The organism is Streptomyces sp. DH-12 (genome assembly GCF_002899455.1).
Lineage (GTDB): Bacteria > Actinomycetota > Actinomycetes > Streptomycetales > Streptomycetaceae > Streptomyces.
In genome coordinates this window covers 3,388,975-3,410,344 of the sequence record NZ_PPFB01000001.1, presented here as the reverse complement: position 1 = coordinate 3,410,344, position 21,370 = coordinate 3,388,975, and the positions used below count along the sequence as shown (strand labels likewise).

The 21,370-nt window shown below is 68.7% G+C and carries 21 protein-coding genes; 11 read left to right on the top strand and 10 right to left on the bottom strand.

Features of this window, described 5'->3' with window-relative positions:
* Window positions 1-112 precede the first annotated feature (112 nt).
* The gene (locus C1708_RS14085) at window positions 113-4,816 is read right to left on the bottom strand and encodes an FtsK/SpoIIIE domain-containing protein (RefSeq protein WP_106413002.1); all 4,704 of its coding nucleotides are present in this window, start codon (window positions 4,814-4,816) and stop codon (window positions 113-115) included.
* 327 nt (window positions 4,817-5,143) lie between these two features.
* On the opposite strand from C1708_RS14085, the gene C1708_RS14080 reads away from it, so the two are divergent.
* Window positions 5,144-5,443, top strand: a complete 300-nt coding sequence (locus tag C1708_RS14080) for a WXG100 family type VII secretion target (protein ID WP_006133193.1) — start codon at window positions 5,144-5,146, stop codon at window positions 5,441-5,443.
* Between the two features lie 862 nt (window positions 5,444-6,305).
* Here C1708_RS14080 and C1708_RS14075 read toward each other — a convergent pair.
* From C1708_RS14075 to C1708_RS14040, 8 genes are all read right to left on the bottom strand, one after another.
* Window positions 6,306-6,923: a hypothetical protein gene (locus tag C1708_RS14075; protein ID WP_106413001.1), complete on the bottom strand. Its 618-nt coding sequence runs from the start codon at window positions 6,921-6,923 to the stop codon at window positions 6,306-6,308.
* Entirely contained in the window at window positions 6,920-7,588 is a 669-nt protein-coding gene (locus C1708_RS14070; RefSeq protein WP_106413000.1) for a hypothetical protein, read from the bottom strand. The genes C1708_RS14075 and C1708_RS14070 overlap by 4 nt, the downstream gene beginning before the upstream one ends.
* A complete protein-coding gene (locus C1708_RS14065; protein WP_106412999.1) occupies window positions 7,578-7,988 on the bottom strand; it encodes a hypothetical protein in 411 nt (136 codons plus the stop codon). The genes C1708_RS14070 and C1708_RS14065 overlap by 11 nt, the downstream gene beginning before the upstream one ends.
* Before the next feature lie 13 nt (window positions 7,989-8,001).
* The gene (locus tag C1708_RS14060; protein WP_241911249.1) at window positions 8,002-9,252 is read right to left on the bottom strand and encodes a hypothetical protein; all 1,251 of its coding nucleotides are present in this window, start codon (window positions 9,250-9,252) and stop codon (window positions 8,002-8,004) included.
* A 129-nt stretch (window positions 9,253-9,381) separates the two neighbouring features.
* Window positions 9,382-9,669 (bottom strand): hypothetical protein, encoded by a 288-nt coding sequence (locus C1708_RS14055; protein ID WP_106412997.1) that lies wholly within the window; start codon window positions 9,667-9,669, stop codon window positions 9,382-9,384.
* 89 nt (window positions 9,670-9,758) lie between these two features.
* A complete protein-coding gene (locus C1708_RS14050; protein WP_106412996.1) occupies window positions 9,759-10,802 on the bottom strand; it encodes a hypothetical protein in 1,044 nt (347 codons plus the stop codon).
* The gene (locus C1708_RS14045; protein ID WP_106412995.1) at window positions 10,790-11,464 is read right to left on the bottom strand and encodes a hypothetical protein; all 675 of its coding nucleotides are present in this window, start codon (window positions 11,462-11,464) and stop codon (window positions 10,790-10,792) included. Before C1708_RS14045 ends, C1708_RS14050 begins: the two co-directional genes overlap by 13 nt.
* Window positions 11,465-12,211: 747 nt before the next feature.
* Entirely contained in the window at window positions 12,212-13,087 is an 876-nt protein-coding gene (locus C1708_RS14040) for a hypothetical protein (protein WP_241911248.1), read from the bottom strand.
* Between the two features lie 523 nt (window positions 13,088-13,610).
* Between C1708_RS14040 and C1708_RS14035 the strand changes: the two genes are divergently transcribed.
* The 10 genes from C1708_RS14035 to C1708_RS13990 all read left to right on the top strand — a co-directional run bounded on the left by C1708_RS14035 (window position 13,611) and on the right by C1708_RS13990 (window position 20,576).
* Entirely contained in the window at window positions 13,611-14,339 is a 729-nt protein-coding gene (locus C1708_RS14035; RefSeq protein WP_106412993.1) for a hypothetical protein, read from the top strand.
* 17 nt (window positions 14,340-14,356) lie between these two features.
* Complete coding sequence (locus C1708_RS14030; RefSeq protein WP_106412992.1) at window positions 14,357-15,223, top strand: hypothetical protein; 867 nt, start codon at window positions 14,357-14,359, stop codon at window positions 15,221-15,223.
* Window positions 15,220-16,527 (top strand): TadA family conjugal transfer-associated ATPase, encoded by a 1,308-nt coding sequence (locus C1708_RS14025; RefSeq protein ID WP_106412991.1) that lies wholly within the window; start codon window positions 15,220-15,222, stop codon window positions 16,525-16,527. Before C1708_RS14030 ends, C1708_RS14025 begins: the two co-directional genes overlap by 4 nt.
* Window positions 16,528-16,651: 124 nt before the next feature.
* Entirely contained in the window at window positions 16,652-17,608 is a 957-nt protein-coding gene (locus tag C1708_RS14020; RefSeq protein WP_106416296.1) for a type II secretion system F family protein, read from the top strand.
* Window positions 17,609-17,622: 14 nt separating this feature from the next.
* Window positions 17,623-18,534, top strand: coding sequence for a type II secretion system F family protein (locus C1708_RS14015; protein ID WP_106416295.1), 912 nt, complete (start codon window positions 17,623-17,625; stop codon window positions 18,532-18,534).
* A gap of 85 nt (window positions 18,535-18,619) precedes the next feature.
* The gene (locus tag C1708_RS14010; protein ID WP_106412990.1) at window positions 18,620-18,871 is read left to right on the top strand and encodes a hypothetical protein; all 252 of its coding nucleotides are present in this window, start codon (window positions 18,620-18,622) and stop codon (window positions 18,869-18,871) included.
* Window positions 18,872-18,900: 29 nt separating this feature from the next.
* The gene (locus C1708_RS14005; protein ID WP_106412989.1) at window positions 18,901-19,350 is read left to right on the top strand and encodes a TadE family protein; all 450 of its coding nucleotides are present in this window, start codon (window positions 18,901-18,903) and stop codon (window positions 19,348-19,350) included.
* Window positions 19,350-19,796 carry a TadE/TadG family type IV pilus assembly protein gene (locus C1708_RS14000; protein WP_106412988.1) on the top strand — a complete coding sequence of 149 codons (447 nt, stop codon included), beginning with the start codon at window positions 19,350-19,352 and terminating at the stop codon, window positions 19,794-19,796. The genes C1708_RS14005 and C1708_RS14000 overlap by 1 nt, the downstream gene beginning before the upstream one ends.
* A 32-nt stretch (window positions 19,797-19,828) precedes the next feature.
* A complete protein-coding gene (locus C1708_RS13995; protein WP_106416294.1) occupies window positions 19,829-20,290 on the top strand; it encodes a Tad domain-containing protein in 462 nt (153 codons plus the stop codon).
* A gap of 64 nt (window positions 20,291-20,354) precedes the next feature.
* A complete protein-coding gene (locus C1708_RS13990; protein ID WP_198602496.1) occupies window positions 20,355-20,576 on the top strand; it encodes a hypothetical protein in 222 nt (73 codons plus the stop codon).
* A gap of 30 nt (window positions 20,577-20,606) precedes the next feature.
* On the opposite strand, the gene C1708_RS13985 is transcribed toward C1708_RS13990, so the two are convergent.
* Window positions 20,607-20,951: a hypothetical protein gene (locus C1708_RS13985; RefSeq protein WP_106412986.1), complete on the bottom strand. Its 345-nt coding sequence runs from the start codon at window positions 20,949-20,951 to the stop codon at window positions 20,607-20,609.
* Between the last annotated feature and the right edge of the window lie 419 nt (window positions 20,952-21,370).

Here is a 21,370-nt window from a genome sequence, read left to right as displayed (position 1 = left end):
GGCCGGCCGCCACCCTGCCGGGTGGCAACGGCGTACCGGTGCGACGGGGGAGGGACGGCGCCATGCGGCCGCGAGCGAGCAGCCGGGCCCCCGGTCCGCGCGGGCGCCTCGCTCAGCCCGGGACGACGACCGTCCGCAGCTCGCCGTCCCCGAGGTGCAGCATGCCCTTGCCCGGCGCGACCTGCCCGCCGACCATCCCCCGGGACAGCCGGACGCCGATGAGGTCGCCGCTGGACGACTCCTGCGGGGAGAGCAGGATGCCCCGCCGCGCCTTCTTCGCGTCGACCTGCCAGCCGGAGAAGCCGCTGCACACGTCCTCCTCGTCACCGGCGATGACGAGGGCGAGCCCGCGTTCGGCGCCGCGCGAGACCAGCTTCTTCAACTGGCTCTCGGCATCGCAGTCCTCGAGGATCTCGCCGTCGTCGACCAGCACGGCGACCGGCTCCTCCGGGGACGCCTCGTCGACCAGCTCCTCGAACTCGTCCTCGTCGATGTCGTCGCCCGTGAAGACCTTCAGCACGCCCTCCGCGCCGTCCAGCTGCCGCAGCGGCGACTGGCGCGGGGCGGCGATCACCAGCCGCGTCCCCTGCGCGAGGAACGACTGGGCGAAGTTCATCAGCACCGTGGAACGGCCCGACTTGGCCGGACCCGCGATCACGAACGCCGGCACCCCGTCGGCGAGATCGGGCCCGAAGCCGACGATCTCGTCGCCGCCGATGCCGGCCAGACCGAACAGCTTCGACCGCGACGCCTCCGGGTCGCGCAACTCCCACGCCTCGGGGAAGGAGATCCGGCTCGGCAGGCTGTCCACCCGGAACGGCCGCCGCGTGCGCGGCACTTCGGCGTCCCGCGCGGCCGCCGCCTCACCGATCGCGGTCAGCGCCGCCGCCTGCCCCTGACCCGTGGTGTCCTCGGCGAGCAGCGCGAACTGCGTCTCCGTACCGGACTCGTTGCGGAAGGCACGGCCCGGCGGGATCTCCTCCGGCACCTTGCGGGCGGGGATGCCGAGCGAGGAGAAGTCGCTGCGGTCGGCGAGCCGCAGACCGTACTTGTCCTCCGTGAGGCTCGCGATCCGGCCCACCAGCAGCGTCCGGTCACCGGTCAGCACCAGGTGGATGCCGACGCTCGCGCCCTCCCGCATCATCGTCTGCAGCTCGTCGGTGAGCGAACCGTGGTCGATCTCGCCGAGCGTGGGCACCCAGCCCTCCCAGCGGTCCAGCAGCACCACGATGTGCGGCAGCCGCTCGTCCTCGGCGGACGCGGCCCGCTGCTCCCCGATGTCCGCGAAGCCCGCCTCCGCCAACAGGTCCTGGCGGCGCGACAGTTCGCCCTTGAGCCGGTTGACCAGCCGGATCACCCGCTCGGTCTGGTTGCGGCCGACCACCGCGCCGCAGTGCGGCAGCCGGGTCAGCGCGTTGAGCGCGCCGTTGCCGCAGTCGATGCCGTACAGGTGGACGTCGGCCACGGAGTGGGTGCGGGCCAGGGAGCCCGCGATGGTGCGCAGCACCTGCGACCGGCCGCTGCGCGGGGCGCCGCCGATCATCAGGTGGCCGAACGTGGAGAAGTCCACGACGACCGGACGGCGGGCCTGGTCGGCGGGCAGGTCCTCGACGCCGAACGGCGCCGGCGGCAGCGTGCCCGGCGCGGGCGCGTACGCCGGCACCTCGATGTCGTCCAGCAGCAGCGTCTCGTCCAGGGCGGGCAGCCACGGGCTGTGCTGAGCGGGGATGCCGAGTGCGCGGTTGGCGTCGCGCACCGCGTCGACCAGCACCTTCAGGTCGGTGATCTCCTCGTCCTCGCGCGCCTCGGACTTCGGCTTGGCGAGCGCGGCCCGGCCCAGGTCCTCCCAGGTCAGCGGACCCACCCAGGGCGCGAGGGCGGCCGGGTCCGCGGCGCCGGGCCGCCGGCCGCCGACCCGGCCCGACTGGAACGGCACCAGCGAGGCGTGCCCCAGCCGGGCGTAGGCGCGGCCCGGGGTGCTCTTGGCGATGTGCCCGGCCTCGGGTGAGTCGATGACGTCCGTCGACTCGCCGGCGTCCGTCACGCGCAGCGCGATGCGCAGGTTGGTGTTGGCGCGGATTTCGGGGGAGACGACACCGCTCGGCCGCTGGGTGGCGAGCAGCAGGTGGATGCCGAGGGAACGGCCTCGCTGGGCGATGTTCACCAGACCGGTGACGAAGTCCGGCAGGTCGCGCACCATCGAGGCGAACTCGTCGATCACGATGAGCAGCCGCGGCACCGGCGGGTGCGACGGGTCGCGCCGCACCAGGTCCTGGTAGTCCTCGATGTCCTTGGCGTCGGCGGCGGCCAGGATGTGCTCGCGCCGCTTCAGCTCCGCGCCCAGCGACTCCAGGGCGCGCTCCACGAGATGGGCGTCGAGGTCGGTCACCATGCCGACGGTGTGCGGGAGTTTGACGCAGTCCTTGAACGCGGAGCCGCCCTTGTAGTCCACGAGGACGAACGTCATGTTCTCGGGGGTGTTGGCGACGGCCAGCGCCGCGACGATCGTCTGCAGCAGCTCCGACTTGCCCGAACCGGTCGTACCGGCGATGAGGCCGTGCGGACCGTCCTTGCGCATGTCGATGCCGAACGGCCCGTCGTACGACTCGCCGATCACCGCGAGCGTCGACTGCCCGCCCGTCCGCCACCGCGCCGCGATCGCGTCGCCCGTGGGCGGCTCCAGCTGCAGCACGTCCAGCAGCCGGCTGGACCCGGGAAGCGCCGAGTCCTCGGTCTCCCCGCTGATGTCCCGCAGCGGCGACAGGGCACGGGCCAGCCGCAGGCACCAGGCGGGCGAGACGAAGTCCGGCCGTACGTCCGCGATGCGCTCGGCGCCGGCCTCCTCGACGCGCAGCCGCAGCCTGTCGGGCGCCTGCTGGGCACGGCCCGGCTCGGGGGCGTCGCTGTGCCAGGCCTGGAAGGAGGGGAAGCCGCCCGCGACGGCCGGCTGGGCCGCGCGGTCGGCCCGCTGCCGCTCGCGCTCCTCGGGACGCGGCTCGGCGACGACGAACGCCTGGCACTCGCCGGGCAGGAACCGCTCCTCGGCGTCCAGACAGATCGCGTACATCGACACCGAGGGGCCCTCGCGCAGCAGCCGCACCACGCCGGGCAGCGACCGCAGCCGCCGCGAGCCGTCCCAGACGACCACGATGTCGGGGTCGCTGAACGTCGTGCCCTGGGAACGGTTCTGCTCGGCGGCCTTCCTGCGGGCGTCGAGGATCTGCGTCAGCTCGCCGATGCGGGCGCCGACCGTCTCGGCGTCGGTGCCTATGAGGACGTTCACGTCCTGGCCGCCGGAGGGACGGGCGTGCGGCAGCCAGCGCACCCAGTCCCAGGACTCCTGCGCGGAGTTCTCGCTCAACACGTAGAACTGCACGTCCATCGGGCTGTGCAGCGCGGCGGTCTGGCCGACGGCCCACCGCCCCAGCGCGCGCGCCGAGTCGCCGGGACCCGCGACGCCGATGACGCCGAGCCCGCGCAGGTCCAGCGCGACCGGGGCGTCCTCGATCTTCCAGGTCACCTGGCGCCGGTGGTCGTCCTGCTCCGGGTCGTCCAGCACCACCTCGGACGGCAGCCGCCCGGTGCCGAACCGCAGCAGCAGATGGTCGCGGTCGGTGCGGCGCCGCTCCCACAGCCGGGTGCGCGGCCCCGTGCCCAGGGACAGCACCGTCGCCGGGTCGGGGACGGCGTGCCGCCGGTCGTCGCGCTCCGCGACCAGCGCGTCCTGGGCGTCCTTCTCGATCCGGGCCTTCTGCTCCTCGTACTCCTTGACCTGCTTCGCGTGGGACTTGCGGCCGTGCTTCTTGTCGTTGAAGTAGTTGGCGAAGAGCAGAATGGGGCTGAGCGCCGCCATGATCAGGTAGTACCAGCGCTGGAAGATCGCCACCATGACGACCGACCCGACCAGCGGCGTCAGCGCCATGATCCAGGGCAGGGGCCGGGCCTCGTAGTCGCGGGGCTTGGAGGGCAGCCGGAAACTGGTCTGCCGCTGGGGCGGACGGAGCCGGGGCGGCCGGTTGTAGTCGAGCCCGATGCCGTCGTCGGACCACTTCAGGGCGGCGTTGGGAGGGGAGTAACGGGCCAGCTCGAGCAGGGTGTTGCCGACGGCGATCTGCCCCCCGAGCGGCCAGTCGAACCGCCCGCCACGCTGGGCGGCGGCGCTTTCGGCGCCGTCCTTCTTCTTCTTTTTCTTCTTCTTCCGGCGCTTCTTCTTGGAGTCGTTGTCGGCGTCGTCACCCCTCTCGCTGCGGCGCTTCTCCTCGTCGCGCCGCTCCTGGACGTCGACGATGGGCTCGCCGTCGAGGGTGACGCCGGCGTGCTCGCCGTGCACGACGACCTGGCAGGTCCCGTCGGTGGCGACGGAGAGGGTCAGCGCGCGGGCCTCGACCTCGGGGTCGTCGACGCGGACGTACGAGGCGTTGCCGCTGCCGATGTCGTAGCGGCCGACGCCGAGCCGGTGCACGAAGCCGGCCGCGGGCCCGCCGACGACGCGCAGCTCCACGAGTCCGGTGGGCTCACCGGGCAGGCATCCGGAGGGGTCCTGGAGGGACACCACGGCGCCGTCGCGCAGGGGGGAGCCGACGACGGTCGCGGAGGGGTCGACGGCGTACCCGTCGACGTACACCATCGGCGTGGTCCCGGCGGGCGCCTGCCCCTGGTGCCCGTGCCCGATGGGGACGACCCGGGCGCCGGCGTGCCCGACCTGCGTGGCCAGTTCGCGTGCGATGTCGCCCACGGTCGACTCGGGATCGGCATCGAGGACGACATCGGCGGAGTTCCCGCCGTACGGATCGACGACGGTCAGAGTCAGGCGCACGCTCGTCCTCCCCAGGCCCTGCGGCCGCTTCCACCCCGCGGCGCACAGTCCCGCCGACGATATCGGCTCGGACCGCTCGGAAGGCAGTCGGGGAGCGTGCCGCATTCCCGGCAGCAACGGCGTCCACCGGCCGTGACCGCTGCCTTCACAAGGTAGGGATGTGACAGCGCAGTTCACCGCCGTAAGCTGCTGCCGCAAGAGCGGACGGACACACCGGTGGACCTGGGCGGCCCCTGAGCCGCAGGGGGCGCGACGGCAGGCCGGCAGTTCCGCGAACAAGGGAGCCACGGGGGTTGGCCCTGCGGCGTTGCGAAGGGAAGCGGCTTCATGGCCAAAGACCTTGACATCACATATCAGGACATGCGGGAAGCTGCCAAGCATGTCGTGAAGGAGAAGGAAAAGCTCCAGGAGAAGCTGGACGGCCTCCGCAAGTACATCAACAACCTCGTCAACTCGGGCTACGTCACCAAGAGCTCCTCGAAGGCCTTCGACGAGAACTTCGACGAGTTCACCAACGGCGCGAAGACCACGCTGGACGGCCTCGACGGCATGGGCGACTACCTCACCATGGCGGCCGACAAGTTCGAGCAGATCGACGACGAGCTGGCGAAGGCGGCGCGGAAGTAACTTCCGGGCGCTGGGCGGAGTCACATCGGCGGTGGGGCGGGTGAGCAAGGGTTCCCCGTCCCACCGATCCGTGCCGTGACACCACCCAGTGGGGGACATGTTGTCGGATCAGAGTGCCGACATCGGACGCATCAAGCGGAGTTCCGAGTCCCGGGCGCGACGTCGATCACGCTGGCGGGTGCGACGCAACAGCGGTGAGTGACATCCGTACGTGCGGGACCGTCGTTCCGACCGACTGGGTTCCCCTGCCACTGGAACCGTCGGACGACGTGAAGAGCTGGGCGAAGAGCACCGCGGTGGCGCTGTGTGAACGGGGCCGGGCAGCGGGCCACGAGCCGGACCGGAGGACACTGTGGCGAGATTTCCGCGAACGAGCACGGAGGGCCGAAGGTCACACGCACGGAACTGCGGGTTGGTGCGGCCATACGCATCCGTCAGACCTGGCGATGAGCGGAGCCTCGGGTACGGCTCCAGGGGGCCTGTTGGAGACTGTCACGTACGGGGTCCTGCCGACCGGTTTGCATGTCGTGGTGTTGCTGTTGGCGACCTGGTCGGTGCCCGGACTGACCGAGGAGATGTAAAAGGCCGTGGACGGCATCGCGCCGACGTTCGCGGACGCTGAAAATCTGCTTGACCAGTGCCGCGTGCTGAACCTTGCACCCGGTGAAGATGCTCCGCTCAAGGCAGTGGACTGGGCACGGATGCTCCTGGCAGCAGAGATCGTCTTTGTCAGCGCCCTTGCTGGCTCGGGCGTCGATGCTGGCAGCACTTTGTGCCTGCATCTGGGATGTCCTCTCCTTATCGGGACGATGCCACAGAGAGAAAGCTCATCCGGATCTCGTGAATCGCCCAATGACCTACATCAGGGAATGAAGATGGCGAGTGAGCGCGCCAGTTCTTCCAGGTCAGCAGCAGCGTGCATGACTCTGGCAACGTCTTCGGTGGCTGTCCAGACAACTACGTCCGCCTCGTGTTCAGTGACTTGCCATGCATATCGAACACACGCCAGCAGATGCGGCGAATCTTTCTGGGTGACATACCGAAACGTCGTCATGCCTTCGCCCAGGTGTTCGGAGTGGAAAGTCTTCACCACAGGTGGCTCAACAGCGTTCGGGTCGTCTGCCTCGGTGAGAGCGCGCAGGGTGGGGTTGCGCGGTTCTCTCGCCGGGCCGATTGCTGCGCAAACCGGGAGCGGGACATCTGTTGGGTGGTCAAGATGTAGAAACAGCCAATGGTCCGACCCAGGAGGGCATAGGGCTTCGGCGCAACGAGACAGAGTTTCACCTACGAACTCCACGCCGTTACGGCCAGGATCGAGCTCTCGTTCCGACCACAGGCCTTCGGCCTGTTCCAAGCACCAGGATCTGATGTCATCCCATTCCTCGAAGGGGGCTGAGGGTCCTGACCGTGGGGGGACGATTACCCAGGAATAGGAGTCGACGTATTCGATGTCGATGATTGGCCAGAAAATACCGCTCATTCGAACCTCCAGCGAAAGGTTGCCATAACTGCATCGAACCATTCGACGAGAACCTCTGCCAGTTCATCTCTCGGGTTCCCTCCTCCGACCGTCGAGAAGGCGGCCACAAACCACCGGGCAGGGTTTCCGGGAACGGATGCGATGTACTCGACCCGGCGCGAGGCGACCCCTACGCCGTGGTTGGGATCTGCCTCCGCCACGAACTCTCGCCGGACGGCGACTGCCCCGTCGACCTCTCCAGAACTGAGATCAGCGTTCGACCCCTTCCGAGACAGCAACTGCACCACCAGGTCGGTGGGATCCGCAAACGATGCTCCCGGTTCGCGCTCCGGTAGGGTAGTTTCCGTCACAAGGATTGACGCGCCAAGGTTGAATTTTTGATCACCCACAGGCTTCACGGGAACGTATAGGTCGAGTCCGTTTTTCTGCTGAGCCTGAGCGACAGAGCTTCGAAAGCGTGCCGATATTTCCCTCTTGTAGGGTCCGATTTTGTCCGGGGGAAGATGTTCCGGGATGCGTGAAAACAAGTCCTTCAGGATGCTTCCGACAGCTTCTTCCGTGCCCTGTCGCAGGGGTACTTGAGCCCACTGGGAAGGCAGCAAAAGGCGATAACCTGTCGCGGGCTTACTGCTCTCATCCGCCGCCGCCGTCTGCTCAGCGTCCATGCGCGGACTCCCTATGATTGAGATAGTGAACTCCTGACAGCCCACCCAGGCTTGCGACCACCCCTAGCCAAAGGATCCATTCACCTTGCAACAGGGCGGACGCCAGTGCGTAGAGGAGGTAGAACGCCAGCGCGCTCCTGAGGAACATCCGCTCATTAGACAGTGTCGCCCAGTCGGCCGGGCGCCGCGCCAGCCAAAGGAGAATAACCGGTGTGGCAGTGACCACCAACCATTCCCAGGTAGGCATGGGAAGCAATTCCTCGCCGAAGATGTCCTCGGTGAAGGGGCCGGCCAGCACTCGGAAAACGGCCAGGAGGAAGACCACCTTCACTCCCGCGACGCAGTAGGAGAGAAGAGGAACTTTCTGGTCATCTGCTTTGGTCTGACGAGGTTCCGTCATCGATCGGACTCCTTCACCACTGGGACCCTACGGGTGCGGTCATGCGATCCTTCATTCTGCTGTAACCATCATCAGTCATGGAGTCCGCTCCCTTGTCCCCCACGTCCAATACAGTGGAAACCGTCCATGAGCCCCGGACCACGTCTGCGTGGCGTTGAGCTTGGCTAGCGTTGGAGGCGAGTTCGGGGCTGCTCGGGTACGTGTCACGCCACTTGTTGATATCTTTGATCTGTTTGGCAAGGTTCTCATCCCCGATGGATCTCGCCTTGTCGCTCGCGGTAACCTGCGGCATTTCGGCATCGCGCACTTCGTCGGCGGCACGCTTCCCAGCAGCGCGGTTCTCGGCCTCTAGGCGCAGCCGTCTGGCTCGGGCGGTCTCGCGGTTTCTCCGTGACGTACCACCGCCGCGCTTTCTCTCCGCCTTGGCTGCAGTCTTCCGAGCCCCTGCGTTGGCCTGCGCGGCCTGCGCGGTAGATTTTTCTTTGGCAAGACCTGCTGCCGCCTTGCGCGAGTTCTGCTGCAAGGCCTTGATGGCCTTCGCTGCTTTCATCCCGTTACGCGCCAATTTCAGTGCACCGAGGTCCATCACCACATCGAACCAAGACCCGTTTCCGGTGACAGCCTGCGCGATGTGGATAGCCGCTACAACGGCCGTGAGGGCAAGTGCAATCACACCCAAGGCTGGGAAGAATATGGCCACGGCTCCGACAATGGTTGCGGCCCAACTGGCCCAGTCAGCGATGTCTCCTAGCCAGTCTGCGTCAGCCACCCAGCCCTTGACGTTGTTCCACCAGCTGTCCTTCATGTCGTCATCGATGGACGATCTAATTTTGCGGGCGAAGTGGCCGGAGCGCTCCTCGTAACTTCCCTCTGCTGAGTTGAGGCGTTTACGGGCCTCCTCTAGGTCTTCCTTGGCCTGTTTGAGGACCGGATCTTCGTCCGAACCGTTCTTTTCCTCCTCCTTCTTGTCATCATCGGATGAATGATCGTCGCTCTTGGAGCGGCTTTCGATGGTCCGCTGGGCTTCCTGTGCGTCACGGAGTGCCTTGTCCGCCCTCTTCTGAAAATCCTCCAGCTCGTCAGCCCAGTGGGAGAGGTGCCCCTTCACCTCGCGATATCGATCTTCTGCTAGATCGAGTTTGCGCCCCAGCCCGCGGGCGTTTTCGGCTAGTTCGTCAGCATATTTGCCTTTCAGGTTGTCGGCATCCGCCATGGCGGTGAGCGCCTCCGCCTGAGTGCGCAAATACTCGGCGATCTTCTTCATGTGCTTGACCTGTTCGCGGATCTCAGTCGGATCGCCAGGTACTGGGTCGCTTTCGCGTAGTGGATGCCAGTCCGTAGGCCTTGCCATATTGGCCCCTCAGGGAAGGTGTGACGTATGCGGATTAATTTGTTACTTCTTTTTCTTGCCAGCCTTGGTCAACTCGTCCTCTAGTCCCTGGAAGGCGTCGCGTGTCGCTTCAACCATTTTTCCGACGTTCTCCAGAGACTCAAGTAGACGCTTTCTGTTGTCGTCCCAATTGTCAATGAAGTCCGTCATGGCGCTCTTGAGTTCAGTGGCCCCGACTGCAGAAGTGATCTCACCTTTCCACTCGCCGAGATCGCTGAATTCCTTTTGAATTTCCTTGAGTTGCCTTGCCGACTTCTTCAGAAGTGCAAGGTCGACAGTCAAGTCGGACATATGAGGCATCCGGGTTGTCGAGGTGAGTGTCGGAGCTACGCAAAGGCGTAGGGTGGTCGGTCAAAGTGCAGGCAGGTTCATTCTGCAGGTCAACGGTTGACTGCTTGGATCTCCTGAACGGTGACTGCCTGATCGTTGCCGAAGGTGCCGTCGGGTAGGTCGCCGCCCGTGCCGCCGGTTCCCGCCCAAGTGATCTTCCAGGTGATCGTCGCCTGCAATTTGAAGGTGCTGTCGCCGGATGACCGTAGATATCTGAGACCACAGGGCGGTGTCCGGTCGGCCTTACCCTTGGCGTATGGCTCTCCGATAGAGCCGTCGCCGTTGATCCGGCACTCCCCGGAGGAGGGGTAGAGCTCGGCATCTTCTGTGCCTGGGGCCAGTTTGAGGGAGACCGGTTCGGCCGTGGTGGTTGCCTGGATGTCGAGACCGGGTGTGTTAAGCGAAGCAGTGACTGACACGGGTTGGAACTCACCCTTGTCCAGCCAAGCCCATGTGGGGAGGTTGACCTTGGTCACAGCCTCGGGAGCGAGCGTCACCTCGGTTCCGGGGACCTTGATCTGTTCATACGCCAGGCCCGCAAGGGTTTCAGGAGTGATGGCGTTCTTGATGTCCGGTGTATCGCCGTTTTCGGCCCAGAAGGGAAGCGTTGAATTGCAGGCGGTACGCTCGAGAATGGGAGCGTTCGGGTTTTCCACTGGGCCCCACCACATTCCCTCGTCCTGCTTGTCGAGGTTGTAGTTCTTGTACTTTCCGTCCTTATACATCTGGCGGAACTCGTACGATCCCTTTCTCGCGTGAGGAGCCTGTTGGGGGTCGTTGGAGACCTTCTTGTAGCCGGCCTCAGTTTCCTTGGCGAACTGTTTTGCGGTCCACTTGGGCGCCAGCCAGCATGCCGGGGGTGACCAGGAGGCACCTGCGACCGTTACGGACCCGACGTGGGGGCCGGAGCCGTTCTTCGAGGTGTCGTACGAGATAGCTGTGGCCCTGGCGTAGAGGTTGTCGCCCTCGAGGCCGGCGCCGGTGTCCGTGCCCTTGTCGACGGGGCCGCCGGCGAACGCACTGTGGGAGGCTGTCAGGAGGAGGGTGGTTGCGAGGCCAACTGTGCACACGCTGCGGAGGGCTACGCTTTGCACTGTGTGGCCTCCTTCTGAACCTCGATGGTTTCAGCGGTCCACAGGCCCTTGGCCTCCTTGGATGCCTGCATGACGATTTCGAAGAAGTAGTAGTCCTTGTCGCTGGGCTCAGTCTTGAGGACCCTCTGGGTCTTGACCTCTTTGCCGTAGAACTTCGAGTCGTCGTCGCAGAAGGAAACCGAGGCGCGGCTACCATCACCCGCCATCTCCACCTTGGCCCGCGTATAGCGCTGGACACCGGTGATGGTCCAGCCGCCGTCGACGTACTGTTGGATCTGCTTTTTCGCATACGCCTGAGCGCTGCCGCCGGGTGTGGAGTAGAACTTGTACGCCGAGTGCTCTGCGTCTTGTTGGACGATGCCGTAGTTGATGGCACGCACGAAGTTCTCCGCGTCATGGAGCGCCGCTGCCTGTTTGGCGTCGGACGGCTCGGCGCGATCGAACACCATCCTGAAGTCCGAGGGGAAGGTCAGCTTCGGGCGCTTGATGTCCGAAACGTTCTTTGATGCGGTGGGCGACGTCGACGGCGCGGTGCCACCGCTGTCGGCACCCGCGATCTTGTCGCTGTCATTTGAGCTGTCCTCCCCGCCGCTGCAGGCCGTCAGCAGCAGGGCTGCTGTTGCCGCAAGCGCGACAGCAACGGGCAAAGATCGGCGCTTCACAGTGACTCCCCGTGAGACAGAAGTGCAGTCGAGAGCAGAGACGGTATCGGTGTCGTTTCCGGTTTCGCCAGGGCGAAGAGGCCCGCGAAGGGGGCGATCACGGCACGTGGGGCTGAACGGGAGTGATCGGAAGTATCTTCGAAACATGCAGGTCACGTCAGTTGAATCGTTCCTCGGAAACCGCACTGTGTGCCACGCCACCCAACGGCCCCGCTGCTCGGTCCTCGATGCCAGTGCGAAGAGCGCCGGAAGTGCGCTGGGCTGGGTGTACCAGAGCGGTGTGTCACTTCAGCTTCGCGGTCTGCGTCCTCGCAGTCGCTGACAACGTCACCCGCGCGGACGAACTGGGCGTGGCGCGTACGGGACACGCTGTGGGGTGACGTCGTCGGCGTTAAGCCGATCGTCCCCTGCTGCGGCGACGACGTGGGGGGAACGTGAGCGTGGTGGCTACCTGTCGGACCCTGGGGTTCGGGGGTCAAGGCCCGTGCGATGGCTGCCTCCTGCTCGCTCAGTGGCAGTTGAGTCGTCTCAGGCACCTGCGGCGTACAGGCCAACCTGTCGGCGGCCAACGCCGATGAAGACTCGTGCAGGGCGACCTCGTCATCGTGTTCCTGAAGTGAGGAGCCCCTCACCTCGGCGCAGGCGACCATCAGCCGGGCCGGCCGCTCGGACGGCGCGACGACGGCCATGGCCGCGGCGGAACGGCTCACCAAAGGACTCCTCAAAGCCTCTGCACGGATAAGAGTTTCAGTCGTCGAGCAGCGCCCGCAGCTGAGGCGAAAGATCCGAAGTCTCCACTCCCGCCGCCCGGGCCGCCACAACTGCTCGGGCGTACGCCTCCGCCTCCGGCCGCAGGCCCGCCTTCCGGCTTCCCTGGCGGTGGCCCGCGACCCAGACGACGACGGCGAGGGGCACGAGCGCCAGCGCGGCGAGACCGAGGGGTTCGCCCGAACTGACCGCCACCGCGGCGCCGATCCCGCCGACGAACAGCAGCAGCCAGCCCACCTCGTCGTGCCAGCCGCCCTGGTCGGCGACGCGCTCGTACTCCGACACCGCGGCCGGTTTCGGCGGAGGCGACACCTTCGAAGGTGTGCCGGTGCCTTCGGCGGGCCGTTCCGCCGGTGCGTACCTCGTTATCGGCGCGGCGCCCTTGCCGCCCCCGTCCTCCCGGCGTCCCTCCAGCCACGCGGGCACATGGGCCGGTTTGATGCCGTAGGCCCGGGCGAGGCCCAGCACCTCGCGGTAGCCCGCCAGTTCCTTGTGCGTCAAAGCACGCTTCCAGCGGAGGTGGGCCAGCGTGAGGCATGTGACGGCCAGGACCAGCAGCGGACCCGCGGGGGCGTAGGCGAGCAGTGGCTTGCCGGCCGTCGCGGGGGCGGTGTGGCCGATGAACGGCCAGAGCATGCCCGCCGCCAGGGCGAGACCGCCGATCCATCCGGCGGGCCCGCGGGATGCCCGGTCGACGGCACGCCGGTGCCGCGCGAGCAGTTCGCTCACCGCCTCGTCGTCCGTGTAGTCGACCCCGGTACGCGCGCCGACGGCACGGACCCCCTCCAACAGGCGTGAGTCCGCCGCAAACGCGGCGCCGCCGAGCGGCGGTGTCACCGTTCGTGCTTCCGCCACCGTGGATTCCCCCGCATGCTTGCTCGTCGCGTGCTCGGTGACGTCCCTCGGCGCCGGGATCGGCGTGATGCCCGTCGCCCTGGGCGACCGAATGGTCACCGAGCCGGGGCACGATGATGGCACGCGCCTCCGACGCCCTCGTGAGCGGTTGGTGAGGGAGGCGTGTGTGGCGGGTGAGAGAGTGGACGCGAAGAGCGGCCGGAAGCGGGAGTTGAAGCTTCGCGCCCGCACAGCGGAAGTGGTGTCCCGCGGCCGATCCCAACTGGGTTGTTGAAGCATGAAATTGCAGATGAGTAACGGTGAGCGGGCCGAGGCGGGTGAGGATGTACTTGTCTTGAGGGCCGTATGCCCGGCTGATACGGTGCGATGGCTTGACACTCACGTACGCGTTGGCTATCTGCCCGGATCGGGGTGGGTGCGTCCCGCACGTCCCGCATGTCTGCGCGCGAGCGGACGCTGGTGAAGTGTCCGCTTTTCAGAGGAACTTGGCAGACATCATCTTGGGTGTACGGGGAGCGGCTGCGTGAAGATCCAGGAGCGTACGGGGGCGGGCGCGGGTCGTTCCGCGGCTCCGGCCGGGCCGTCGGTCGGTGAGCGGCTTCCCACTCCGCCCCGCGAGCGCAAGCCCGCCCTCGCCGCGCTGGCCGTGCTGCTGATCCTGGTGGGCGCGCTCGGCGCCACCATGCTCGTGCTGCAGGCGGGTGACCGCATCGAGGTCGTCAAGATCACCGAGGAGATCCCGGCCGGGCAGGCGGTCAACGACAGCAACACCACCTCGGTGATGGTCGCCGAGGACCCGGGCATCAACTACGTGAAGTGGTCCCAGCTCGACGCCCTGAAGAAGCTGAAGGCCGTCACCACCATCCCCGGCGGCGTGGTCGCCGTCGGTGAGATGTTCGGCGAGGAGGCCAAGGTGCCCGAGGGCAAGGCCCTCGTCGGTCTGTCCCTGAAGGAGGGGCAGTACCCCGCCGGCCTCAAGTCCGGTGCCACCGTGGCCGCCTACCGCGTCGGCGGGACCTCCCGGTCCGGGTCGAGTGACGACGCCGACGGCGGGTCGGCCGGCTCCTCCGGCGGTGACTCCGTGATCGTGGACAAGGCGGTCGTGGACTACGTCCAGAACACCAAGGGCGACGACCTCGTCAGCAGCACCAACCTCCCCGTGACGCTCCTCGTCGACGACGCGCAGGCCGCGGCGCTCACCCAGGCCGCCACCAACGGCGAGGTGGCGCTCGTCCTCGTCCCTGGCAACTAGAAGGCGGCACCCGACCCATGGCCCTCATCGCCCTCGCCGCCGACAAGGGTTCCCCCGGCGTCACCACCGCGGCCGTCGCCCTCGCGGCGGTCTGGCCGCGCCGCGTGCTGCTCGCCGAGACCGACCCGGCGGGCGGTGACCTCGTGTACCGCAGCGCCGCCGCGCACGGCGGCCCGCTCAACCCCAACACCGGCATGCTGTCCATCGCCGCCACCGCGCGGCGCGGCCTCGTGCCCGATCAGCTCTGGGACCACGTGCAGCCGTTGAGCGGCGGACTGGAAGTGCTCGTCGGGCTCGGCATCGCCGAGCAGGCCGCCGGACTCGCCGGGTTGTGGCCCACGCTCGGCCACGCCTTCGCCGCCCTCGCCGACTCGCCCAACGCGCCCGCCGACGTCATCGCCGACTGCGGGCGCATCAGCGGTGACACCCCGGCCGCCGAGCTGTTCCCGCACGCCTCCCTCGTTCTGCTGATCTCGCGCACCGAGCCCGAGGCGCTGGCCCGCGTGCGGGACCGGGCGGCCGCGCTGGCCGGCAAGCTGCACGGCGGATCACGCGGCGCCGCCACCCTGAACAGCCCGGTCATCGGCGTCGTCCTGGTCGCCGACCCGGGCAACGCGGCCAAACTGGCCGGCCAGGTCAACGACATGCTCGTGCACGCGCAGACCGGCGCCCGGGTCGTCGGCACCCTCGCCGACGACCCGGCCGGCGCCGAACAACTCGCCGGGCGCCGCCGCGGCCGGCTGGACAAGTCGCTGCTGATCCGCTCGGCCCGCAAGGTCACGGCCGACGTGTACCAGCAGTACGGCGCCGCGTGGGCCGCCCAGGCCCAGGCCCAGCAGGCGCACGCCGCCCCGCCGCCCCAGGGTCGCGGAGCCGGGCGATGACCGCTGTCGACCACTCCCTGGTCAAGCGGTTCCGCCAGGAGGCCGGTGACCGGATCGCGGAGCAGCGCCGCCTCGACCAGGTCAACGGCGTCACGCCGATGTCCACCGAGGACGAGCGGCAGTACGCCCGTGCCGTCATAGCCCAGATCCTCGAGGAGCACGCCCGCTCCGAGATCAACGCGGGCCGTACGCCGCTGGACGCGGAGACCGAGGAGCAGTACGCGGCCGCGGTGCACGCGGCGCTGTTCGGGGTGGGGCGGCTCCAGCCGCTGCTCGACGACCCCGAGGTCGAGAACATCGACATCAACGGCTGCGACCAGGTGTTCGTCGGCTACGCCGACGGGCGCGAGGTGCGCGGCGAGCCGGTCGCCGAGACCGACGAGGAGCTCATCGAGCTGATCCAGGTGCTGGGCGCCTACTCCGGTCTGTCGTCCCGGCCCTTCGACTCCGCCAACCCGCAGCTCGACCTGCGGCTGCCGGACGGTTCGCGTCTGTCGGCCGTCATGGACGTGGCCCGCCGGCCCGCGCTGTCCATCCGCCGGGCCCGCATGGGCAAGGTGTTCATCTCCGACCTGGTCGGCAACGGCACCCTCACCCCCGAGCTGGGGCACTTCCTCGCCTGTGCGGTCCGCGCCCGCAAGAACATCATGATCGCGGGCGCCACCAACGCCGGCAAGACGACCCTGCTGCGCGCCCTCGCCAACGAGATCCCCCCGCACGAGCGTCTGATCACCGTGGAACGCGCGCTGGAACTCGGCCTCGACACGTTCCCCGATCTGCACCCCAACGTGGTGGCGTTCGAGGAGCGGCTGCCCAACTCCGAGGGGCAGGGCGCCATTTCCATGGCGGAGCTGGTGCGCCGGTCGCTGCGTATGAACCCCTCCCGGGTCATCGTCGGCGAGGTCCTCGGCGACGAGATCGTGACCATGCTGAACGCGATGTCCCAGGGCAACGACGGCTCGCTGTCCACGATCCACGCCAACAGCTCCAGCGAGGTGTTCAACCGCATCTCCACCTACGCCCTCCAGGCCACCGAGCGGCTGCCGATCGAGGCCAGCCAGATGCTCATCGCCGGCGCGGTGAACTTCGTCGTCTTCATCCAGCGGCGCAACGGCTACCAGAGCGGCGGCCGCCTCCAGCGCATGGTCACCTCGGTGCGCGAGGTCAACGGCGTGGACGGGCGGGTGCTGTCCAGCGAGGTGTTCGCCGAGACGCCCGACGGCCGGGTGGTCCCGCACGCCCCCATAGCCTGCCTGGAGGATCTGATGGCCCACGGCTACCGGCCCAGCGGAACGTGGGGGTGAGCCGATGACGCCCGAGCACGTGACCGCCTCCGTGAGCACCCCCTTGACCGCGTCCGTGACCACGCCCCTGACCGCCCCCGTGCCCGCCACCGCCGACCTGGCCGCGCTCGGCTCGGTCGGCACCATGGGCGGACTGTTCTCCACCACCGTGCTGTACGCGCTCGGCTGCGGTGTCGCCGTCGGCGGCGGTCTCGCGCTGCTCCTCGTCGCCGTGCGCGGTCTGCCCGCGAAGCCCGAGCACGAGAAGCAGAAGGCGAGCGAGCGGGCGGGCGAGCTGATGCGGTTCGCCGGGCGGCGCGGTTCGCTGGCCGTGCTCGTCGGCCTCGCCGCGCTGCTGATGACCCGCTGGGCCGTCGCCGGTGTCGCCTCCGCCGTCCTCGTCTTCTTCTGGGACCGCCTCTTCGGCGGCGCCTCCGAGGAGCGGGCCGCGATGCGCCGCGTGGAGGCGCTCGCCTCGTGGACGGAGTCGCTGCGCGACACCATCGCCGGCGCGGTCGGTCTGGAGCAGGCCATCCCGGCGTCCGCGCGGGCCGCCGCGCCCGTGCTGCGCCCTCACCTCGACGCGCTGGTCGACCGGCTGCGCGCCCGCACCCCGCTGCCCGAGGCGCTGCAGCAGCTCGCCGACGAGATCGACGACGCCTCCGCCGACATCATCGTCGCCGCCCTCATCCTCAACGCCCGCCTGCGCGGCCCCGGTCTGCGGCAGGTGCTCGGCGCGCTCGCCAAGTCGGCGCGCGAGGAGGTCGACATGCGGCAGCGCGTGATGGCGCAGCGCGCGTCCACGCGCCGCTCGGTGCAGATCGTGGTCGCCGTGTCGATCGCGTTCGTGCTCGGACTGTCCATCTTCAACCGGGACTTCGTGGAGCCGTACGGCACGGCCGTCGGTCAGGTCGTCCTCGCCTGCGTGTGCGGGCTGTTCGCGCTCGGCTTCTGGTGGCTGCGCAAGCTGTCCACCATCGAGACGCCCGAACGCTTCCTGGTGCGCGACGAGTCGTCGGTGCGCCTGGTGCGTCCCCGCACCCCGGGCGCCGCGTCCGCGCAGCAGTCGCCGTTCCAGCCGGAGGAGGGGGTACGCCGGTGAACGACGGACTGACGATGCCGGTGGTCGTCGGCGCGGTCGTCGGACTGGGCGTCTACGTCCTGGTCCGCGCGCTGATGCCCGCCAAGCGCAGCGCCCTCTCCCAGGTCGCCCGGATCGACGCGATGCGGGCCCGCGGCACGGCGTACGAGTCGGCACGGCCCGCGGACACGGATTCCGGCCGCTTCGCCGCGCTGCGCGCCCAGGTGGGCGAGAAGGTCGCCGAGGTCTACCGGCAGCAGGGCTGGGAGCAGCGGTCGCTGCGTGCCGACCTCGCCGTGCTGGAGCGCAGCTGGGAGAAGTTCCTGGCGACCAAGGTGCTGCTGGCGGTGGCGGGTCTGTTCTTCGGGCCGTTCCTGTTCGCCATCGTCTGGCAGCTCGGCTTCGGCAGCAGCCCGGTGATCCCGGTGTGGCTGGCGCTGCTGTGCGCGGTGCTGTTCTTCGTGCTGCCCGACCTGGAGGTGCGCCGGGACGCCGCCGAGAAGCGGCGCGACCTGCGCCGGGTGATCGGCGCGTACCTGGACCTGGTGTCGATGAGCCTGGCCGGCGGCCGGGGTCTGCCGGAGGCGCTGATGGCGGCGGCCGAGGTGTCCGACGGCTGGGCCACGCAGCGGATCCGCAACGCCCTCGCCGACGCCCGGATCACCGGTGTCAGCCAGTGGCAGGCGCTGGGTCAGCTCGGCGAGGAGCTGGGTGTGGAGGAGCTCAAGGACCTCTCCGCCTCGCTGGCGCTGGTCGCGGACGACGGCGCGAAGGTGCGGGAGTCCCTCGCCTCGCGCGCCGAGACCATGCGCCACCGCGAACTCGCCGAGATCGAGGGCAGCGCGGGTGAGAAGTCCCAGTCGATGCTCGTGGCGCAGCTGCTGCTGTGCGCGGGGTTCCTGGTGTTCCTGATCTTTCCGGCGGCGATGCGGGTGTTCCAGGTGTGAGAGACCGGACGAGTGCGCCGCGAACCGCGGACCGCGCGCCGTACGTCAGAGCTTCCGTGAACCGAATTCGAGAGGACAACGCGTCATGAACGGACGTACCTTCCACACCGGCGTCCCCGCCGTCGATTTCCTGGTCACCTTCCTGCGGGCCCGTGTCGAGCGGGCGCGCTCCGGCGAGCTGGACCGCGGCGCCTCCGCGGTCGAGTGGGTCATCATCTCGGCCGTCGTCGTGGCGATCGTGGGCGTGGTGGCCGCGATCATCAACGCCGCGCTCAGCGAGGGAGCCAACAAGGTCGGCGACTGCATCAAGGGCGCGGACGCGGGCAAGACCTGCTGACCGCACGTACCTTCTCGACGTCCACGGGGATGCCGGTGCGCGTACGCGGCTGGGTACGCCGACGGGTGGAGGCCGCCTCCGCCCGCGGCGATTCCGGCATGACCGCGATCGAGTTCGTGTTCCTCACGCCCGTCCTGTTCTTCATGATCTTCGCGACGGTGCAGTTCGCGCTGTACTTCTTCGCGGATCATGTCGCCCAGGCGGCGGCGCAGGCGGGCGCGCGCAAGGCGCGGGCCACGGCGGACGCCGAGCCGGGCGCCTGGCGGGGCGAGGCACGGGACGTGGTGGACAGCTACATCCGGCAGCTGGGCCCGCAGTTGGTCATCGCCCCGGACGTGAAGATGCTCCAGCCGGAGCAGAACACGGTCGGCGTGGAGATCACGGCCCGTATCCCGACGGTGTTCCCGGGCCTGGACCTGACGGTGCACGCGCAGTCGGTGGGGCCGGTGGAGCGGTTCGTGCAGGAGGGGGAGAACTGATGCGCCGTTCCGTCTCCGTTCTCGGCGGACGGTGGCGAGCGGGGCGGCAGGACGCCGCCGACCGGGGTCTGTCCACCGTCGAGGTCGTCATTCTCGCCCCCGTGATGATCCTGTTCATCCTCGTCCTGGTGGCGTTCGGCCAATTGGTCGACGGCCGGGGCGCGTTGGATGGTGCGGCGCGGGACGCGGCCCGTGCGGGGTCGATCCAGAAGGACCACGCCACGGCGATGGCCGAGGCGCGGGCGGCGGCGGAGGCGAACCTCCAGGACATCTGCTCGGGCCCGGTGACGGTCGTCCAGACCAGCCAGGGCTTCGAGCCGGACACCCTGTTCAGCGTCCGGGTGAGCTGCGAGGTGCGCGGTCTCGCCATGCTGGGCCTGGACATCCCGACGACGCTGACCTCGAGCTTCAGCTCGCCGCTCGACCCGTACCGGAGGACGGCGTGACGGCACGTGTATCCGAGGGCGGCCTCCCGGACCTGCGCGCACGCGTCCGCGCCTGGTGCGCGGACCGCGCCGGGCGGCTGGACGACCGCGGTTCGGGCGCCGGGGCGGTGATCATCTTCGCGCTGGTGTTCCTGTCGCTGGCGGCGTTCGTCATCGACGGCGGCATGTCGATCTCCAAGCGGGAGCGCGCGGCGGACATCGCGGAACAGGCGGCCCGCTACGCCGCCCAGGACATCGACCGCGAGGCCCTCTACGACAACGAGGGCGGCCCCGCCCCCATCAACTACGAGAACTGTGACGCCCGGGTGAAGGCCTTCGCCCGCGAGATGGACATGTCCGGCCCGGACATCGCCGCCACCCACTGCGTGACGGCGACGGTCGACGCGGTCGAGGTCGAGGTCCAGCTCACGTACTCGCCCGTGTTCACGGGGATGTTCTACGGCGGCGACGTGGTGGTGCGCGGTCAGGCGATTGCGGAGAACGAGGTCGGCTGACGCCGTGCCCCGGGCTGTCCGACGCCATCGCCTCCTCGCTGACCCGGACGGAGTGAACCCGCCGATGACCGACGGCCTGTCGACGCTGGGCCTGGAGTGCTCGGAGGACTGCGTGCCGTTCCCGGTGACCGGCACGCTCGACCTGCCCTCCTGGGCCGGGTACCAGGCGGAGCAGCTCGTCGAGCGGTACGCACGCGACGGGGAGGAGGGCAATGCCCGCCTGCTCGTCCCGCTCTCCGCGCGGGGCGTCTCGGTGGACGGCCACCTGCATGCGTCGCTGTACTGAGCCGGCGACGCGGGGCCGGTGCCGGAAAGGTCACTCCTCGGCCCCGGCCCCCTTGCCCGGGCGCTTGTCCTCGACCTTCATCTTCTCGTTGACCTGCTTGGTGAGTTCGTTCTCGAGCTTGTTGAACTCGCGGACCACCGCGTCGGACATGTCGGCGAGCGCGTCGAGCTGCTGCGTGATGTCCTCGCGCCCGTCCTCCCAGTTCGACTCGAAGTCGGCGAGCGCGTCGTTCACCGTGCTGTCGCCGATGTCGTCCTTGTACGAGTCGAAGAGCTTCTTCGTGTGGTTCATCCGCTTCTTGACCGACCGCAGCCGGCGCCCGTAGTCCTCCAGGTCGGACAGCGGAAGCGCGAGATCGGACTTGCCCTCACCCATGTGATTCCCCCTCGGCCGGCGACTGACTGCGCACCCTACGCAGGGTACGGCCGCCACCGGGCCGGTGGTCCAGGGCGCCCGGCGCCGGAACCGTCCGCCTTCAGGCCCCCCGAGGGACGCCCGGGGCAGCCCCCATGCCCGGGACGGCAGCCGGGGCACGTACGTGTGGTGCGACCTTGTCACTCCTTGATCCGGGACTTCGCGTGACGGGCCGCCCCGGCGGCCGGGTGGAACCGGTACGCCGGGTCGTCCGGGGTCCGTTGCGTGATGCCGTGGTCCAGCGCCCGCAGGGAGTTCGTCGCGTGCGCGGGCTGCCGCCGCGTGGTCCGGGGCCGGCGGCCCGTCGGCTTCGGAGCCGGCGGACGGTGCCGCGGGGCCGCCGCCCGGCGGGGACGGACCGCACCCTTCGACTGCGGCCC

Bases quoted from the DNA above. Each gene is read 5' to 3' on its own strand.
- C1708_RS14080 (WP_006133193.1), top strand. From the start codon at position 5,144: ATGGCCAAAGACCTTGACATCACATATCAGGACATGCGGGAAGCTGCC.
- C1708_RS14075 (WP_106413001.1), bottom strand. From the start codon at position 6,923: ATGAGCGGTATTTTCTGGCCAATCATCGACATCGAATACGTCGACTCC.
- C1708_RS14070 (WP_106413000.1), bottom strand. From the start codon at position 7,588: ATGGACGCTGAGCAGACGGCGGCGGCGGATGAGAGCAGTAAGCCCGCG.
- C1708_RS14065 (WP_106412999.1), bottom strand. From the start codon at position 7,988: ATGACGGAACCTCGTCAGACCAAAGCAGATGACCAGAAAGTTCCTCTT.
- C1708_RS14060 (WP_241911249.1), bottom strand. From the start codon at position 9,252: ATGAAGAAGATCGCCGAGTATTTGCGCACTCAGGCGGAGGCGCTCACC.
- C1708_RS14055 (WP_106412997.1), bottom strand. From the start codon at position 9,669: ATGTCCGACTTGACTGTCGACCTTGCACTTCTGAAGAAGTCGGCAAGG.
- C1708_RS14030 (WP_106412992.1), top strand. From the start codon at position 14,357: ATGGCCCTCATCGCCCTCGCCGCCGACAAGGGTTCCCCCGGCGTCACC.
- C1708_RS14025 (WP_106412991.1), top strand. From the start codon at position 15,220: ATGACCGCTGTCGACCACTCCCTGGTCAAGCGGTTCCGCCAGGAGGCC.
- C1708_RS14020 (WP_106416296.1), top strand. From the start codon at position 16,652: ATGGGCGGACTGTTCTCCACCACCGTGCTGTACGCGCTCGGCTGCGGT.
- C1708_RS14015 (WP_106416295.1), top strand. From the start codon at position 17,623: ATGCCGGTGGTCGTCGGCGCGGTCGTCGGACTGGGCGTCTACGTCCTG.
- C1708_RS14010 (WP_106412990.1), top strand. From the start codon at position 18,620: ATGAACGGACGTACCTTCCACACCGGCGTCCCCGCCGTCGATTTCCTG.
- C1708_RS14005 (WP_106412989.1), top strand. From the start codon at position 18,901: ATGCCGGTGCGCGTACGCGGCTGGGTACGCCGACGGGTGGAGGCCGCC.
- C1708_RS14000 (WP_106412988.1), top strand. From the start codon at position 19,350: ATGCGCCGTTCCGTCTCCGTTCTCGGCGGACGGTGGCGAGCGGGGCGG.
- C1708_RS13990 (WP_198602496.1), top strand. From the start codon at position 20,355: ATGACCGACGGCCTGTCGACGCTGGGCCTGGAGTGCTCGGAGGACTGC.
- C1708_RS13985 (WP_106412986.1), bottom strand. From the start codon at position 20,951: ATGGGTGAGGGCAAGTCCGATCTCGCGCTTCCGCTGTCCGACCTGGAG.